16 protein-coding genes are annotated in these 14607 nt (G+C 50.0%); 7 read left to right on the plus strand and 9 right to left on the minus strand.

The window, feature by feature from the left end; genetic code table 11:
- Positions 1-15: 15 nt before the first annotated feature.
- The gene (locus tag RSSM_RS33760; RefSeq protein ID WP_008680404.1) at positions 16-168 is read right to left on the minus strand and encodes a hypothetical protein; all 153 of its coding nucleotides are present in this window, start codon (positions 166-168) and stop codon (positions 16-18) included.
- A gap of 262 nt (positions 169-430) precedes the next feature.
- Positions 431-700 (minus strand): hypothetical protein, encoded by a 270-nt coding sequence (locus tag RSSM_RS15270; protein ID WP_044302648.1) that lies wholly within the window; start codon positions 698-700, stop codon positions 431-433.
- Positions 701-1050: 350 nt separating this feature from the next.
- Here RSSM_RS15270 and RSSM_RS15275 point away from each other — a divergent pair, with 350 nt between their 5' ends.
- The gene (locus tag RSSM_RS15275) at positions 1051-2151 is read left to right on the plus strand and encodes a DNA-methyltransferase (protein WP_144059841.1); all 1101 of its coding nucleotides are present in this window, start codon (positions 1051-1053) and stop codon (positions 2149-2151) included.
- Here RSSM_RS15275 and RSSM_RS33220 read toward each other — a convergent pair.
- Genes RSSM_RS33220 through RSSM_RS15285 form a run of 3 tightly spaced genes read right to left on the minus strand, consistent with a single transcriptional unit; the run spans position 2111 to position 5103 of the window.
- On the minus strand, positions 2111-3370 hold the full coding sequence (locus RSSM_RS33220) for a hypothetical protein (protein ID WP_144059842.1): 1260 nt from the start codon (positions 3368-3370) through the stop codon (positions 2111-2113). The two genes, RSSM_RS15275 and RSSM_RS33220, sit on opposite strands and share 41 nt — an antisense overlap.
- A gap of 52 nt (positions 3371-3422) precedes the next feature.
- Positions 3423-4475: an AAA family ATPase gene (locus RSSM_RS32500; RefSeq protein ID WP_008680407.1), complete on the minus strand. Its 1053-nt coding sequence runs from the start codon at positions 4473-4475 to the stop codon at positions 3423-3425.
- The gene (locus RSSM_RS15285) at positions 4468-5103 is read right to left on the minus strand and encodes a hypothetical protein (protein WP_144059843.1); all 636 of its coding nucleotides are present in this window, start codon (positions 5101-5103) and stop codon (positions 4468-4470) included. Before RSSM_RS15285 ends, RSSM_RS32500 begins: the two co-directional genes overlap by 8 nt.
- Positions 5104-5227: 124 nt before the next feature.
- Between RSSM_RS15285 and RSSM_RS15290 the strand changes: the two genes are divergently transcribed.
- Together RSSM_RS15290 and RSSM_RS15295 are read left to right on the plus strand one after the other, a co-directional pair.
- Positions 5228-5584 carry a helix-turn-helix domain-containing protein gene (locus RSSM_RS15290; RefSeq protein ID WP_044302659.1) on the plus strand — a complete coding sequence of 119 codons (357 nt, stop codon included), beginning with the start codon at positions 5228-5230 and terminating at the stop codon, positions 5582-5584.
- 14 nt (positions 5585-5598) lie between these two features.
- The gene (locus RSSM_RS15295) at positions 5599-6744 is read left to right on the plus strand and encodes a DUF3883 domain-containing protein (protein WP_008680412.1); all 1146 of its coding nucleotides are present in this window, start codon (positions 5599-5601) and stop codon (positions 6742-6744) included.
- Positions 6745-6808: 64 nt separating this feature from the next.
- Here the strand turns inward: RSSM_RS15295 and RSSM_RS15300 are convergent, their stop codons facing one another.
- From RSSM_RS15300 to RSSM_RS31725, 3 genes are all read right to left on the minus strand, one after another.
- Positions 6809-8128, minus strand: coding sequence for an AlbA family DNA-binding domain-containing protein (locus RSSM_RS15300; RefSeq protein ID WP_081613798.1), 1320 nt, complete (start codon positions 8126-8128; stop codon positions 6809-6811).
- Positions 8020-8781 (minus strand): hypothetical protein, encoded by a 762-nt coding sequence (locus RSSM_RS15305; RefSeq protein WP_008680418.1) that lies wholly within the window; start codon positions 8779-8781, stop codon positions 8020-8022. The genes RSSM_RS15300 and RSSM_RS15305 overlap by 109 nt, the downstream gene beginning before the upstream one ends.
- Positions 8782-9019: 238 nt before the next feature.
- Positions 9020-9436 (minus strand): helix-turn-helix domain-containing protein, encoded by a 417-nt coding sequence (locus RSSM_RS31725; protein WP_008680419.1) that lies wholly within the window; start codon positions 9434-9436, stop codon positions 9020-9022.
- A gap of 199 nt (positions 9437-9635) precedes the next feature.
- On the opposite strand from RSSM_RS31725, the gene RSSM_RS15325 reads away from it, so the two are divergent.
- The 3 genes from RSSM_RS15325 to RSSM_RS15335 are packed head-to-tail and all read left to right on the plus strand — an operon-like array spanning position 9636 to position 12730.
- Entirely contained in the window at positions 9636-11201 is a 1566-nt protein-coding gene (locus RSSM_RS15325) for an adenylate/guanylate cyclase domain-containing protein (RefSeq protein ID WP_008680421.1), read from the plus strand.
- A 4-nt stretch (positions 11202-11205) separates the two neighbouring features.
- Entirely contained in the window at positions 11206-11817 is a 612-nt protein-coding gene (locus tag RSSM_RS34275) for an SEC-C metal-binding domain-containing protein (protein WP_044302652.1), read from the plus strand.
- Positions 11810-12730 carry a TIR domain-containing protein gene (locus tag RSSM_RS15335; protein WP_044302653.1) on the plus strand — a complete coding sequence of 307 codons (921 nt, stop codon included), beginning with the start codon at positions 11810-11812 and terminating at the stop codon, positions 12728-12730. Before RSSM_RS34275 ends, RSSM_RS15335 begins: the two co-directional genes overlap by 8 nt.
- 47 nt (positions 12731-12777) lie before the next feature.
- Here RSSM_RS15335 and RSSM_RS15340 read toward each other — a convergent pair whose 3' ends face one another.
- On the minus strand, positions 12778-13647 hold the full coding sequence (locus tag RSSM_RS15340; RefSeq protein ID WP_008680424.1) for a PGN_0703 family putative restriction endonuclease: 870 nt from the start codon (positions 13645-13647) through the stop codon (positions 12778-12780).
- 228 nt (positions 13648-13875) lie between these two features.
- On the opposite strand from RSSM_RS15340, the gene RSSM_RS15345 reads away from it, so the two are divergent.
- Positions 13876-14607, plus strand: a 732-nt coding sequence (locus RSSM_RS15345; protein ID WP_008680427.1) for an ArdC family protein, incomplete at its 3' end; no start/stop codon positions are given.

Consider the following 14607-nt stretch of genomic DNA (forward strand, 5'->3'; position numbering starts at 1 on the left):
CCGCTTTCGCCTTTATCAAGAACGTGTTTCCGAACATGACTGCGCAGAAGGAACGATTTCTCGTCGTGCAAGCGAGCCTTCCTTCACGAGAAAGCCGTTGTCGGTGAAGACTCCTTTTCCTTCGGCGTCTTTACCTTTGATTTCGAATTCTTCTGTGTTCGTTGTCACTGTCTTATCCGTTTTAGATCAATCAAATGGGTTGCACCCGCCCGGCTTTTATGAGTCATTTTAACACTCCGCTTTGAAGGCTGACGATGAACGATCAAAGACCCCGGCAACTTGGCAGGGTCAGAACTTGCTTGGGTTTGCGTTGATGGATGCTCGTGATGAGTTTGGTTGAGTTTCCTCGTCAGCCAATGAACTTGAAAACTGTGTTGCATTAGCGAGGTTGGCTTCTTTTGCGACTCAAGCTGATCCAAGAAACTTCCCATTACTCGCAACGAATCAAAAGTCGCTTTTTATCATCTAGCGATAATGTGAATTCCACCGCACCCTCTGGAACACTGCTCATTTTCCTCGGGCCAAGCGAAATTCTGTGATATTTCCAGTCAATGCGTTTAAGTCCGAGATCGCTGTTTTCAAATATGACCTGAATTTGCTCCTGATCGCCAAGTAACCTTTTGACGGCACCGTCTTGCTTCGTTTTCCAGATGACATAGCCGAATCGAAGATTGCTTTTTGTGATACTCAACTTGAGCACTTGTCGTTTCTCCTTGCAGATTTGTCTGGTGACAGCGACTTGCGTTGCAACGAGAGTTGCAGCTTTTAGCAGTTACTCGATTCACTGACGGGGCATTCCGCACCGCACCTGCTTGTCGAGCTTTGCCAATCGTCAGGCAGCGGGAAGAGGATTCATCCGAAGCTTGATCTACTTTCCTGAATTGAAGCCGGTCCAGATTATCTATCCCGCATCCGACGTGCTGGTAATTGGACCGAAAATCGCTACAATCTCGGTGCCGTAACTCGGTTCGCTCAATCAGCTTACAGGATCGGCTCATCTCGTGCGAGCAGCAGTACTTACGGCAAGAGTGGCCCCAATGGAGAACCACGATGGCGAAGAAGAAAAATGCCAAACCAAAGGACGAACCCGGACACAGTAAGACCTGTAGACGCTTCGACAAAACGAAGTTTGGAGAGACCTACCTTGGCGACTCACAGATTTTGCTTTCGTCAAAGATCGAAGAGAAATCCGTGGATTTGATCATGACCAGTCCACCATTCGGGCTAGTCCGCAAGAAGGCGTATGGCAACGTAGACGCCGACGATTATCTCGACTGGTTCCGGCCTTTTGGCGAACTCTTTAGGCGAGTTCTCAAGGACTCTGGATCTCTCGTTATCGACATCGGTGGTGCGTGGATTCCGGGGCAGCCGACTCGCAGCCTCTACCACTACGAATTGTTGATCATGCTTTGCAAGGAGTTTGGCTTTCATCTTGCACAAGATTTTTTTTGGTGGAATCCCGCAAAGCTCCCGACACCGGCCGAATGGGTAACGGTTCGGCGAGTTCGAGTTAAAGATGCTGTTAACTGCGTGTGGTGGCTATCTGCCACTCCATGGCCAAAGGCGAGCAATCGACGGGTTCTGACTCCGTACAGCGACTCTATGAAAGACTTGCTGAAGAACGGCTACATTGCAAAGAAGCGACCAAGTGGGCATGACATCAGCGAGAAATTTTCTCGAAACAATGGAGCATCCATACCGCCAAATCTTCTCCCGTTTCCGAATACGGACAGCAACTCTTATTACCTGCGTTACTGCAAGGAACACGATCTTCCTCAACATCCCGCTCGGTTCCCTGCTGAGCTTCCAGAATATTTTATACGAATGTTGACAGACCCCGGTGACACGGTTGTCGATCCCTTTGCAGGGAGTTGCATTACGGGCGAGGTGGCGGAGAGGCTTGAGAGACGCTGGGTTTGTTGCGAGCTAGTCGAGGACTACTTGCTTGGTGCCAAAGGACGGTTCGCAACCAACTCAAGCGAATCTACGAAATTGGCTCGTCCTTCGTATTCGGTAAGTAGCCCCGCTGTCCTTTGGAACGGCGTTGCCGAAGATCCGCTTGCTGCAGATGGTGGAAAGGAACGCCCAAAAACAATGAAATCGAAGTCTTCTAAGAAGGCAAAAGCGACGGATGCGAAGAAAGCCGATTAGCCCATTCATCAAGACGCCCTTCAACAAGCCCGTTGAGTCCAATGGCAATTGGAGACATCGAATGAGCAGTCCGATTCTGAACGGCAGAAGGGAGCGAACTGATAGCCAACACCGAGCGACGAAGTAGTTGATCCTGTGGTGTGTGATGTGAGTAAAGACGACTGTACCGCACCAGTTGTGTTGTTGCGTCACGAAATGAGTCTTCCCAAGCAGCAGATGTTGACTCTGAATATTTTGCTTCGGCGATAGCAGCTATCGTATTAGTTCTTGTATCGCACACGACTATATCTGGCCGATCTCCTCCCATGCCAACTCCGTAGCTTTCGAGGATCACTTTCGTCGTTTTTTCACTGGGTTCAAGGTTAGGGGGCCTTGCCAATGGCGTGCGTTGTTGCCAGTAAATCTCGTATGGACCAACTACAGCTAAAGGCGATCCACCTCCTCTCTTGATCGAGCACAGCGTGAGATCGACTTTTGTTGATTTGGAAAGGCTCTCTGCAATTCTAAGCCCAAGTAAAAGTTCAAACTTTTGCCAAGTTGCCATCGGGCCAATCAGCGAACCGTTGAGCATTTCCATCGTTTTACTCAAGTCACCCCGCTCAACAGCTAGTAGACGTTGATATGCAGCAAACGCTTTTCTGTAAAGCCAACGACGTGACTGGCCTGCTTGGATGACCGATTTAACTGACGGGCGTGGGCTTAACCCGGTTCTGCTTATCGCATCGCCGATTCCTGCTATTTGCTGTATTGAATTGAGTGCTCCAGTAATCTTGCGGCATCGAATGCCATACGCATCATCCGAATTTAGATTCGTAACGTATCTCGTGAGTATGTGGCCACAGTATCGAAGCACCCACGACAGCACATGATTCGGGCCGTCGAGGAATGAGCGACAAGGCTCGTAGAATGAGACTTGTGACACGTCGCCTGTGAGGCGTCTCCGCATTATCGTGCGTGCCACATCCAGCCTGCCTTTTATCGTGGCCGAAATATCCTTCCGTACTACCTCCAGTGTTGCCTGTGCCTCGTGTCGCCTTTCAAGTAAGTGTTCTGCTAGTGATTCGATTTCTCTGGACAGTGCCCAGTGAATTCTCAGAAACTCAAGATCATCGGCAAGATTGAATGTACCGCCAGTCAATGTTTCAACAACATCGCCCGTTCGAAAGTAGCGAATCAGGATGCGAGATATATCGTTCTCAATCGTTGTTGTGAAAGCCATCAGATAGTCATGCCCAAAATGCGATGCTTGACTTTCTCGGCCGACACCCCTTCTAGCCCCAAAGCAGAAACAACATCCGCCGCCAACTTTTCGCCAGCTTCTCGCAAAATCCCATCGAGCATCGGGAGCAAAAAAACAAAAAACCATCAAGATAACTGTCGATTGCAACGGTGTTTTCTGGAGATGGTTTAACAAATAAATTGAAAGCAGGATTACCCGTCAAGACTGTTCGGATGATGTCGATTATTGGCGCAGCACCTATGGGACGGACCTCGTTAATAGACTCCCAAATCTTCCCTAGTGGACTGAAGCCGTCTAAGGGCGACTGGGGAGATGAGGGATATCGCTGAACAAATTCACAGATAAATCCATGTGAATTTCGGGGAACGTCAACGAATATCCATGCAAACCTTCGAGTCAGCGCATAGCTCATTTGATACAAAGAAGCCTTGTCCATTGAGTTGATTGTTGCAATCAATCGCCAGTCTGCAGATGGTGCGTACACTCTTGGAGGGTCCGCAACTCCATGGGGTGTGATTTCGATTCGTGGAGACTCTGGATCGGAGGCGTCCGTAAGATACGGCAAGGTGGTAGCTTGACCGCTGAGAACTGTAAAGAGTGGCCCGATAACCTTATCAATGTCGCACCGATTAAGTTCATCGAAGATAAGCGGTTTATCAAAGTTCCTGAGCATAACGCCGGGCAGGAACGTAATCTCACCGCTCGACAACGGATGATAGCCTCCGATTATCTCTTGAGATGACCAATCAGCAGACCCCGTAATCATTGTATAGTTGTCTGAAATTGCCCCAGCAACTTGTTGTGCAATTGTTGTCTTTCCAGTTCCCGGTGGGCCATAGAACATGAGGTTTCTGCTTCCAGATGCCAGTGCCGAATTGATCTGTCGATATACTTCAGGGTCAACGCCAAGAAGGTTAGCGAAATCGCTGACATGGTTCGTCAAGGCAACCGATCCTTGACCCTCATCATCTTCGGCTGACTGTATCGATGCGGATGCGGTTGCCAGTGATGCTTGGATGGTTTTCAGCATCGCATCGAGCGATGTCGGGCTCAGACCGTTATATGTGGGTATCTGCTCACTCATCGACTTGTCCTGTAGATTCGCTATTGTCGAATTCTTCGACGTTGACTCTTATGAATTCCGATAGCGATTCGGTTGCTACCGCATAGCTGATCTTTTCGCCGTTTGGAAACTCTCTTAACTCTTCGGAAGGCGACAATCCAACTAACCCGGCTGAAATGTAAGAGCAGGGCTGTCCTTGGTAGTTGAATGTTCCACGGCTCGGAAAGAAATTGTTGAATACCTCTCCGCTTGTTCCACTGGGCAGGGCAGGAAGAAAGCAATACCAAAGAAGCCACTCCCAATCATCAATCAACTTGAAGTCTCCATTCGGACCTGCAAGTATGACCATCAAACGAACAACTATGCAACCAACTGAGCGGTTGCCCTGTGCGTTCGCATATGAGAATGTTCGACCTGAATTCGCATCGGGAATACTCGCTACGATCTTGTCGTCCTCGTGATGCAGGTGAACAAGAAGCCGAGAAGGCTTTGAATTGTAGGAAGAGTCAGACCAGTAGCCGGTGCTGGGATCGACACTCTGCCTCAAATCTTCGAACTTGCCGCCGCTGGCCGCTACTTCAAGACCATAGGCTGATATTGTCGATTTTATCATTGACACAACATTGCGTCGTGCATCGTGTGGATTCATTACATCGTGCCCTGTGCCGAAGAGCATACAGGCTAAATTCTGAGCCCGCATGTTGCCTGAAAACTGCAAGTCAGTCTACAATTTGGCAAGAGTCTTCACAAGCAGTTGAGGCTAGTTGAATTCGATGACAACCTTTGGAAAACGAATCCGGGAACTCAGGAGGGCAAAGAGCTTGACGTTGAGGGAGCTTGCTCCAGAGGTTAACGTCGGGTTCACCTACTTGAGCAAGATCGAAAACGAACGACTCGACTTTGCCCAGTTCCCGAGTGAAGAACTGATCTGCAAGTTGGCAACAGCGCTCGAATGTGACGAAGACGAACTTTTGATCTTGGCGAAGAAGGTTCCGTCAAAGATCAAGGAACGAGTGTTTGAGCGGCCAGAAGTGTTTGCTGCACTGGCGGATTGCGATGATAAAACACTCGACAAGATGATGTCGCAAATCGGTGGTCGTCCACGCCGTAGAAAATCCAAGCCAGCGTAAAGAAAGGGATTGCTGTGCCACAATCGATCCCCGCTGGACTCCAGAAGGAACACATTCTCAAAACACTGGCTGATCTCGACGCCGGGATCGATCATCCCTTTGGCATAGCAACTGGTTACGAGCTTGACCATGATGGCAAGCGATATGCCCCCAAGGCTGTCATCGGACTTGCTTGCCGCTTCTCAATTGGTCGCATTCTCCAGCCGGAAGCATTCAGCGGTGGCGAAGCTCCCGGACAAGCCAATTTTGTTTTGCGAAAACTTGGCTTCACCGTGGTTCGCAAAGGTGAAGAACAAGAGGAGCCACAAACCGGCAAAGAGTGGTCGGCAAATGAAGTTAGTCTGATTGTTGCCGATTACTTCGACATGCTTGAGGCTGAACTGCTCGACAAGTCATACCAAAAGTCAGAGCACCGGAAGGCACTGGTTCCTCAACTGGCAGGTCGATCCGAAGGTTCTGTTGAATTCAAGCATCAGAATATAAGTGCCGTTTTGGTTGAACATGGTTTGCCTTACATCGAGGGTTACAAGCCTCGTGGCAATTACCAGAGCTTGCTGGCATCTGAAGTTGATTTGTTTCTTGATCAACATCCGGGGTTGCTTCAAAAGATCGCTTCCGCTCCTTTACTCAACCCAGTTGATTCCAAGAAAATCATCACGCCTGATTTCAACAAGGTCATTGTCGCTCCACCAGAGAAGATGGTTCCACCGAAGTCATCAGAAAAACCATGGTTGTCACGAAGAGCACGAAAAATTGATTTTGCTGAACGTGATGCACGCAACAGGCAATTGGGATCTTTGGCGGAACAGTTTGTTTATGACCTTGAACGCTACCGCCTTCAATTGGCTGGTCGTGATGACTTGGCTCAAAAGGTCGTCTGGGCATCGAAAGACATCGGTGATGGATTGGGATTCGACATTTTATCGTTTGACGATGCCGATGATTCAGAACGAATGTTGGAAGTGAAAGCGACAGGTCTTGGCAAGTTCTTCCCGTTTTATGTGACTGCCAACGAACTTCGTTGTTCTGAGGATATCCCTGAACAATTTAACTTGTTCCGGGTCTTTGATTTTGGAAGAACACCACGACTGTACATTCTTCACGGTGCATTGAGCCAATTGTGTCAGCTTGACCCGGTATTGTATCGGGCAGTTATCTAAAGAAGCCAATGCGCTGCGTCACCTTCATCGATCTGAGTTCTGTTGGGCTAGCCACCTAGCTCGGTTACTCTTCTTCGTTGTTCTCGTCGAGTGCGAACAACTCGTCCAACGTCATCGAGGTGTGTTGAATATCGGCATTGATCTTCAACGAAAACTCTTGGGGCTTGGCCAAATTGGCCGCAAAGATGCGGCCTTTCAGTTCAATCTCACCACTATTGCCAATCCCGATATGGAAGGTGTCTGTCCAGACTTTGCGTCCAGGCTGAAGGTCGCCGCAGTCAACCTCGACCTTCATGTGCTGATCGTTCTTGTCTATCTTGACATAGCCAGCGTGGCGCAACGCCGGGCGAAGATGAAGGTTCTTCATTGCCGGGGAAGACAGCAAACATTTTCGACGTTCAGGTTCGTCAGGGATCTCCGAAGCGTCAGCAAGGTTGAATCCATGCCCAACTGGTGCAACGATCTCCAGACGAACATCATTTGCTGGAACGTCGCCGGTATTCGTGACAACCAATCGGACTTCTTTCACGAGTCGTTGGATGAACTCGTAATATGCAAGATCGTGATAAAACGTCTCGTTCAGCCTGTGCATTGGGTCGAGTGGTGAAGCACTCGGCATCTGAAAACTCCGACCACCGGGAAGCTGTACGGCGGGGGGGCGGTCGTCCAACAACGGAATTTCATCCGACTCTGGCATCTCACAATACTCAGCAGTCCATTCCATCTGGATTCCCAAACTTTGCTCTACATCTGCGTTAGCAAACTCCACGCTTACTGACGCTTCTTTCCGTTCAGCTAAGTGCCCGCTACCCATCAATGCGATTTCATCAGGGTCGGCTGGTTTCGATAGATCTGTCGAACTCCCTCTGCGGACATAGACCTCGCCCTTCTTGAGCTTGCCGTAGTCACGCTTCAAAAAGACTGGCCGCTTCTGCATTTCAATGCGAATAACGCCAAGCTGTTTACCGTCACATTCACACGCTTCGTAGCCAAACTGCACTGGGCGATTTGTCAAGTTGTTCACGAATTGCTGCAACGAATGATCCGCCAAATGGTCGGAGATTCCATAGATGGTACTTTTTCCACCTTGGACCTCTTGCACTCCGATCAGAATGAAGGCTTCACCACGACGCCAACAATTCACGAATCCGATGATGTCCTTCAAGAGTTCAGACTTTTCTTCCTCGGTTGCCTTGGCGAAAGCGTACTGGTCTCGCTTGAAGTCCAGCGTTGGCCCTTCTTCTTCGTAAAGCAGTTGTTCGATAAAGTCGCTGTTCACTGGCCAACCCTCGGCTGGATCGTTGCCATCACCAACTGATCGACACGTCGTGTCTGAATGACGACATCGCAGTCGATCAGGGAGCCACCTTTGGAAAAGGTCCATGTATTCAGATTTTCTTCTCCTGTTGCGTCCGTGATTTCTTCATGAAATGCCGTGTAAATGATCGATGATTCCGGCACTCGCATGTTCCATCTAACTGTTAAATTAATTTCGCTGGCGGCGTCATTCGGAACAGCACGCTGGATGCGTAGCTTCTTTTCCGGTTTGTCGTCGTCAAACATGCGCATCTGGTTCAAACCCCGACGCTCACTGACGGAGTATTCCATGCTTGCTTCGATGTAGAGCAGCGGTGTAGCAAGTCGCCGGTGGCAGGCATACAGCGTTGATTGGAAACTGGCGTATGGGCAAAACTGCTTCCGGATGGCTTCGACGATGTCGAACGTCAATCGGTCGCCCTGCGAAACATGGGTGTTAAACAGCGGCGAGAAGATTGAGTCGTAGAAGCCGACGTGACCAGCGATTTGGTCTATTAGGCGTTCGAGCGGCTCGTCAGTGGATCTGAAAACCTGTTTGTCTACATCTTCTTCGACCAGCAGGTGGGCGATCTCATGCCACCGGGTGAAGAATCGGCGAGCGGCCTTGTCCCCTCGGCAATCGATGACAGCGACGTGGGTGCCGTCCCTCAAACGGATCATCGTACCGTAGGTGTCGTCTGTCAGATCAAGATGGAGTGCGGCAAAGATGGGTTCGCCCATCGGGACGTACTTCGCCTTAAGCCGGGCAAAGTCGGACTCGTCGTTGACTTCTTCAAAGGCAAGGTTGAGACGATCCGCAACAACGGCCTCCAGTTCGTCTACCGCGAAACGCCACCTGCTTCATGGACCCAAGTGTCTATCTGGTTCTGACAGAAATTGATGATTGCTGCGACGGGAGAACCGGTAAGCCCCAGTGATTCAGCAAGATCAACAACATCTTGTTCCTGATCCAATGCGCTCATAGAAACTCCTTTACCGCCTCATAGAACTTCTGCCAATCAACTTTGTCCAAATCACTTTTTTTGGTGCTACTGCGATGGGCAATGATCTGGTTTTGCATCTCCAGAAGAGCAATGGCCTGTCGAAACGTTATTCCTTCATCGCCTGCGAACTCCGCCAGCGCTTTAGGTATCTGAACCTCCTTCTCTGGCGTTTTAGTTGTCGTTTTCTTGGCGTCTTTGCCTGTCATCAAGTAGTCCAGCGACAGACTCAATGCACGAGCGATATCGAGGAGCTTGTCTGCTCCGACGTTTCTTTTTCCGTTTTCGAGGTCTGAGAGGAAGCTCTTGCTGATCCCGGCCTTGGTGGCCAGGTCATCTTGCGTCCAATCAAGCTCATCTCGACGGGCTTTGATGCGTTCACCGACTGTCGTCATGGCGGCACAACCCTTTTCTGAAAATGCAAAACCGTAATTCCCACGACATCTTACCGCTCCCGCCTGTCCGCTTCAAGCAGACTGTCTCTTCCGGCGACTGCTTGACTTCTTGCATAGCGAACAGATAGACTGTAGCGATCTTGGCGATTGCGGCGACTTTGCCGCTAGTCTTTCCTCGGTATGCCACGGAGAAATCGAGATGGCTTGGAATGAAAAACAGTCACGTGAACGGGTCGAGAACAACGATTTCGATGATCTCGACGTAAATGTCAAAGACCTTGCACGGTCGATGGACTTCAACAAACTCGGAAAAAAAGACGTTCGCCGGGCGCAGGGTGTTCACCTGTATGTGGACGTGCCGAACTTCCACAGAGCGGTTGAGGATGCCGGAAACGACAAACAAAAACAACGGAAGCTGGTTCGAGCAGCCAGCGTTCTGCGTCGGATTCAGGGCAGTTTGATGAGCAATGATGATGTTGGCGACATTCAACGCCAAACAGTCCGAGCGCACGGGCTTGTCTACAAACCGTACAACGGCAAGGACGAGCCGAAAGATGCTGATCGTGCTAAGCAGGCCGTCATTCATGCCATTACTCAAAACACCTACGTCCTTGACGTTTTCAATGATGTCTTCGAAGACGTGCGTGATTTCAGTAGTGCTGTGGGCTTGGCAAGCGGCACGAGCTACATCTGCAATGTTGGAAAGACTGGCAAGCGTGAGCTGATTTCCCTTGGAACCTGCGCCAACGTCGCTGCAAAAATTATCGGTCGCAGGGACACGATCACGATTACCGAGTCGATGTACGAAGTGCTGCCTGAATGCCTTAAGGGGCACTTTGTAAAACTTGACACGGAGTCTGACCCCCAGCCCTACCAAGCAACTGGTTTACGGTGGAGCCGTAATACAGATTTAGCCAAGGAACTTGGCGTGAACTGGGACGAGGGAAAGTGGAGGAAAGAGACTGAGAAACGTCGTGACGATCTCCCACTAGATAAGATCGAAATTTCGGACGCTACCAAGCTGATCGATGTCTCCGATCTAACGGAGCGAAATTGCAAACGCACCGAAGCGGTAACGTTCTATGCTGACTTGGATGGTTTTACTCGTTACGTTCAGGAAGCCGAGACCGACGAAAAGGTGATTAGCCTGATTCGACAGTTTCACATGATCCGTGCTGAGTTCCATGCCGTCGTTGAGTCCGACTTCGATGGGTTGGCGATTCAGCACCGGGGCGACTGCATCTTGGGAATCGTTCATCTGCCATGTGGCAGTGGCAACCGCAAGAACCGTTGCCAAGATGCAGTTGACGTTGCCATTGGCCTTCAGTCGTCGATGGAGCATGTCCTCAACGAACAACTTACCGACCGAAAGCATATCCATGTCGCAGTGGGTCTCGACGCAGGAAAGGTCATGGTATCTAGGCTTGGAAAACATGGAGAACGCATCACCATCTGCTTTGGTCCTGAGGTATCGGAAGCAGAGCGACTTCAGATGAGTTCCAGCGCTAAGCAAATCCGCATTTCGAGCAAGATTTACGACGAACTCGATGACGAGGATGTAAAAGAAGAGTTTCGAAAGCGTGGAAACACCTACGTGGCCACCGATCTTACATTCCCGGCACTCGACGACAAGAAAGAGGAAGATGCCGCAGAATCAGGGCGTCTCGGCGCCAGCGTCAGCAAAGGTCGCATACATGTGACAACAAATGCTACGGCTCCATCTCCATTGCCTTGGCATGACAGTAAGCCGTGGAGATCGGAGTGATTCAATGTGGCACGAAGTCTCCCCAGATCGATGGTCAAATGAGATCGCTATTGGCGCCAGTTTGCTCGATGATTTTCAAGCAGGAATCGATAGCAATGGTAAGGCATTTATGCGGGGCAAGTTCAACCTCTATTCGCAGCATGGGCATCTTTACGAAACTATAGGTTTGCGAATTGAGTACCCATCGAAGTTTCCTCACCGGAATGTTCCGCCATGCGTTTTTCTTGAAAGCCATCGAGGAAAATGGAAGAACACTGGCAATAGTCACATTGAGAGCGACTGGAAATTCTGTCTGTTTGTGCCTGGTGAGTCGGGAATCATTTTTGCCGATTCAACATCGCTCAATGATTTGTTCGCAGTTGTCCACACCTTCTTAATCAAGCAACGAATCTACCAGAGACGCCTTGCTGCATCGAAAGAAACTGGAGTGATAGCAGAGTGGCCTGGCGAAGACCGTTCTCATGGTGAGCAAGGCATCAGGGAAGCGATCCAGGCGATGCGCAACGTCGGAAGAAACTCGCCGTGCCCCTGTGGCAGCGGAAAGAAATACAAACAGTGTCACTTACACCAAAACGAACAGTCAATACAAGAAGCGGGGAAGCGAAACGATGATTGAGCGATTTTCAGGCGATGACTGCAAGCGACATTTGATTGCTGAACTACGGAAGCAGACCGTTGTATTGGGTTGTGAAGCGTTTGCAGGGGCGCTCGCAAATGTGTCGCACCTTCGAGAATTACAGAAAGGTGACATACTTATCACACAAGGTGGTGAAGACACCGACATGTACTTCGTAATCACGGGCAGTTTAGCCATCCAGGCAAACGGCAGAACGGTAGCCACTCGAAGTGCCGGAACACATGTTGGTGAGATGGCATTGATCGACAGACAAGCCGTCCGATCAGCAACCGTTTTGGCAGCAGAGAAGACCGTTGTTGCAATGGTCTCCGAACCGGACTTCAGTCAGGTGGCCAATGGCAATCCAGAGCTGTGGCGACGGATCGCAATAGAATTGTGTGACCGACTCCGTAACCGCAACCGATTCATTCGTCGTCCAAACGAAGTGCCCAATGTTTTCATTTGCTCATCAAGCGAGAATCTGACCTATGCGGAAGGGATTCAATTAACGCTAGATCATCACGCAAGTGAAGTGACGGTTTGGACGGACCAGGTATTTGGTCCGATGAAGCAAACGATGGAAGACCTGGAACGAGAGCTTCAGTCGGCGGACTTTGGGATCGCAGTTCTAATGAATGAGGATGTGGTTCGAGCAAGGAAAAAGCAAAAGGCGGCGCCGAGAGATAACGTCATTTTTGAACTCGGTTTGTTCATTGGGCAACTGGGGCGTGAACGAACCGCAATGGTAATCCCACGTGGCGTTGACCTCAAATTGCCCAGCGATCTACTCGGCTTGAACCCGATTACATTTGATCCTCCAAGCGATCCGAGTGATCCTAGAAAACTCGCAATTGCTTTAGCACCAGTTTGCACCCAACTCAAATCGATGTTTACCAAAGCCGGGCCGAGATAGACTAAAGTGGAAGATAAATCCGTCATCCGGTAATTCTCGAAACTCGTTCAGTGAATAAGCGAGTTCAGTCGCTCGGCCAGGAACACACCCAGCTCAGTTGAGTCTGATGCGTCGGCGCCCATTAGAATCTCAACTATTTGCTCGTACTGCACGAGTTGAATGAGCTGTCCAAAAGACGGTTGAAGAACGTTGTTGCGAAAATCGGTGATTTGACTTTCAAGGGAGTTAGCAAACTTACTTGGGGCAACAACGATGACACCAAATTGAGACTTTTTCTCCCTTTGGGCCAGCGATGCTGAAAAGAGGAAGTTCCTCATCAACTGGAAGTGCGGGCGGTTGAAAGGACATGTTTCCCCTTCAGACTGGCGTGCATAAACAGAATCACGAAAGTACGCTCGACCCAGCGTCCAATATGTGCGAGGAGAGCGCCTACCGTCCCAGGCTTCTAGTCTGCACCAGGCATTTGTTTGCGTCCCCATATCCGAACCAGGACCAAAAAAGCCTGCGCATTTTGAAACGCCGTTTACCGATTTCGGCTGACTGCACTTTCCAAATCCTGCCTTTGCGTCACGCAGAAACTTTGCCTCGATGCAGAACAACGAATTCTTGCTTTTCAAAAGTGCGTCGATACTCGTAGGTTGACTTCCTCCAAATTCCGACAATAGCGACTCATCTTCGTATTCGAGCGAAGCGGTCCAATCTCTCTCCTCGCTTGTCAGTTTCGCAGCGCCAAGAATCTGCTGAACTATCGAATCACGCTTGCAGAGGTTTCGCAATGCGCCAAAAAGTGACACGCAGAAAACCTGAGATGAATGCGGTTGGTTTGCATGGGTATGCCAACGAAATGAATCCCCTTCGTCTTCAGTTAGCGCTGTTTTGTAAAGCGTCGGATTTGTCTTGACTCTGTCCCACATCATTTCACTCTCGGTCCAGCTGCCCAACAACGATTCAACTTCGTGCAGATTCTAACAGCAATGGACGCAACGTGAAACGAAGCGAACTTTCATCGACCAAGCCTGTATCTTTCCCACTTCGGTACTCAACCTAGAAAGAGTGCGCCAACTGCGAATTCTCAACTCACCCAACGCCGCCTTGGACCAAAGACCGCCATCGTCAACCCAACCTTCCACCTCAAGGGAACAACGATGGCTAAGTCAGCAAAACAAATTCAAGAAGACATCACCAACAAGATCATCGAGTCGCTCAAGCAAGGCACGATTCCTTGGCGTAAGCCGTGGAGCACTTCGCCGAACTGCGGAGCACCCACCAATCTCGTCAGTGGCAAGCGTTACAGGGGGATCAATCCGCTGCTCTTAGAACTGCATCGCCATGAGAACGACTATCACAGCAAATGGTACGCAACGTGGAACCAGTGGCGGGACCTTGGTGCCAACGTAATGCGGCGTCCGAACGACGTAGCACCGGGTGAGTGGGGTGCGGGAATTATTTTCTACGCCCCAATCAAACGGACAAAGGAAGACCCTCGGACCGGCGAGGAAGTGGAAGTGAACTTCCCGATGCTGAAGCAGTACAGCGTGTTCAATGCTGAACAAGTTGAATTGCCCGATAACTTGCAACACTTGGCTGATGTTGAACCTGAATCGAAGAAAAGCGAGTTCATCGACTTCGCTCCTGCTGAAGCAGCGATTCGGGCAACTGGAGCAACCATTCTGTGCGGTGGAGACCGATGCTTTTACTCGCCTTCAACGGACCACATCCAGATGGTGAAGAAACATCGATTCGAGTTCGAGAAGGAGTTCTATGCGGCGTTGCTTCATGAACTGAGTCACTGGAGCGAAAAACGGTGCGATTGGACCGGCAGTTACGCTGAAGGAGAATTGCGGGCTGAAATGGCGGCTGCGTTCATGTGTGCTGAA

The sequence above is a fragment of the Aporhodopirellula sallentina SM41 genome, assembly GCF_000346505.1.
GTDB classification, from domain to species: Bacteria; Planctomycetota; Planctomycetia; order Pirellulales; family Pirellulaceae; genus Rhodopirellula; species Rhodopirellula sallentina.

What these genes read in the sequence shown, in the direction of transcription:
- RSSM_RS15340 (WP_008680424.1), bottom strand. Translation starts at nt 13,647, where the DNA reads ATGATGTGGGACAGAGTCAAGACAAATCCGACGCTTTACAAAACAGCG.
- RSSM_RS34275 (WP_044302652.1), top strand. Translation starts at nt 11,206, where the DNA reads ATGTGGCACGAAGTCTCCCCAGATCGATGGTCAAATGAGATCGCTATT.
- RSSM_RS15305 (WP_008680418.1), bottom strand. Translation starts at nt 8,781, where the DNA reads ATGGGCGAACCCATCTTTGCCGCACTCCATCTTGATCTGACAGACGAC.
- RSSM_RS15275 (WP_144059841.1), top strand. Translation starts at nt 1,051, where the DNA reads ATGGCGAAGAAGAAAAATGCCAAACCAAAGGACGAACCCGGACACAGT.
- RSSM_RS15290 (WP_044302659.1), top strand. Translation starts at nt 5,228, where the DNA reads ATGACAACCTTTGGAAAACGAATCCGGGAACTCAGGAGGGCAAAGAGC.
- RSSM_RS31725 (WP_008680419.1), bottom strand. Translation starts at nt 9,436, where the DNA reads ATGACGACAGTCGGTGAACGCATCAAAGCCCGTCGAGATGAGCTTGAT.
- RSSM_RS15335 (WP_044302653.1), top strand. Translation starts at nt 11,810, where the DNA reads ATGATTGAGCGATTTTCAGGCGATGACTGCAAGCGACATTTGATTGCT.
- RSSM_RS15325 (WP_008680421.1), top strand. Translation starts at nt 9,636, where the DNA reads ATGGCTTGGAATGAAAAACAGTCACGTGAACGGGTCGAGAACAACGAT.
- RSSM_RS32500 (WP_008680407.1), bottom strand. Translation starts at nt 4,475, where the DNA reads ATGAGTGAGCAGATACCCACATATAACGGTCTGAGCCCGACATCGCTC.
- RSSM_RS15285 (WP_144059843.1), bottom strand. Translation starts at nt 5,103, where the DNA reads ATGAATCCACACGATGCACGACGCAATGTTGTGTCAATGATAAAATCG.
- RSSM_RS15300 (WP_081613798.1), bottom strand. Translation starts at nt 8,128, where the DNA reads ATGGACCTTTTCCAAAGGTGGCTCCCTGATCGACTGCGATGTCGTCAT.
- RSSM_RS33220 (WP_144059842.1), bottom strand. Translation starts at nt 3,370, where the DNA reads ATGGCTTTCACAACAACGATTGAGAACGATATATCTCGCATCCTGATT.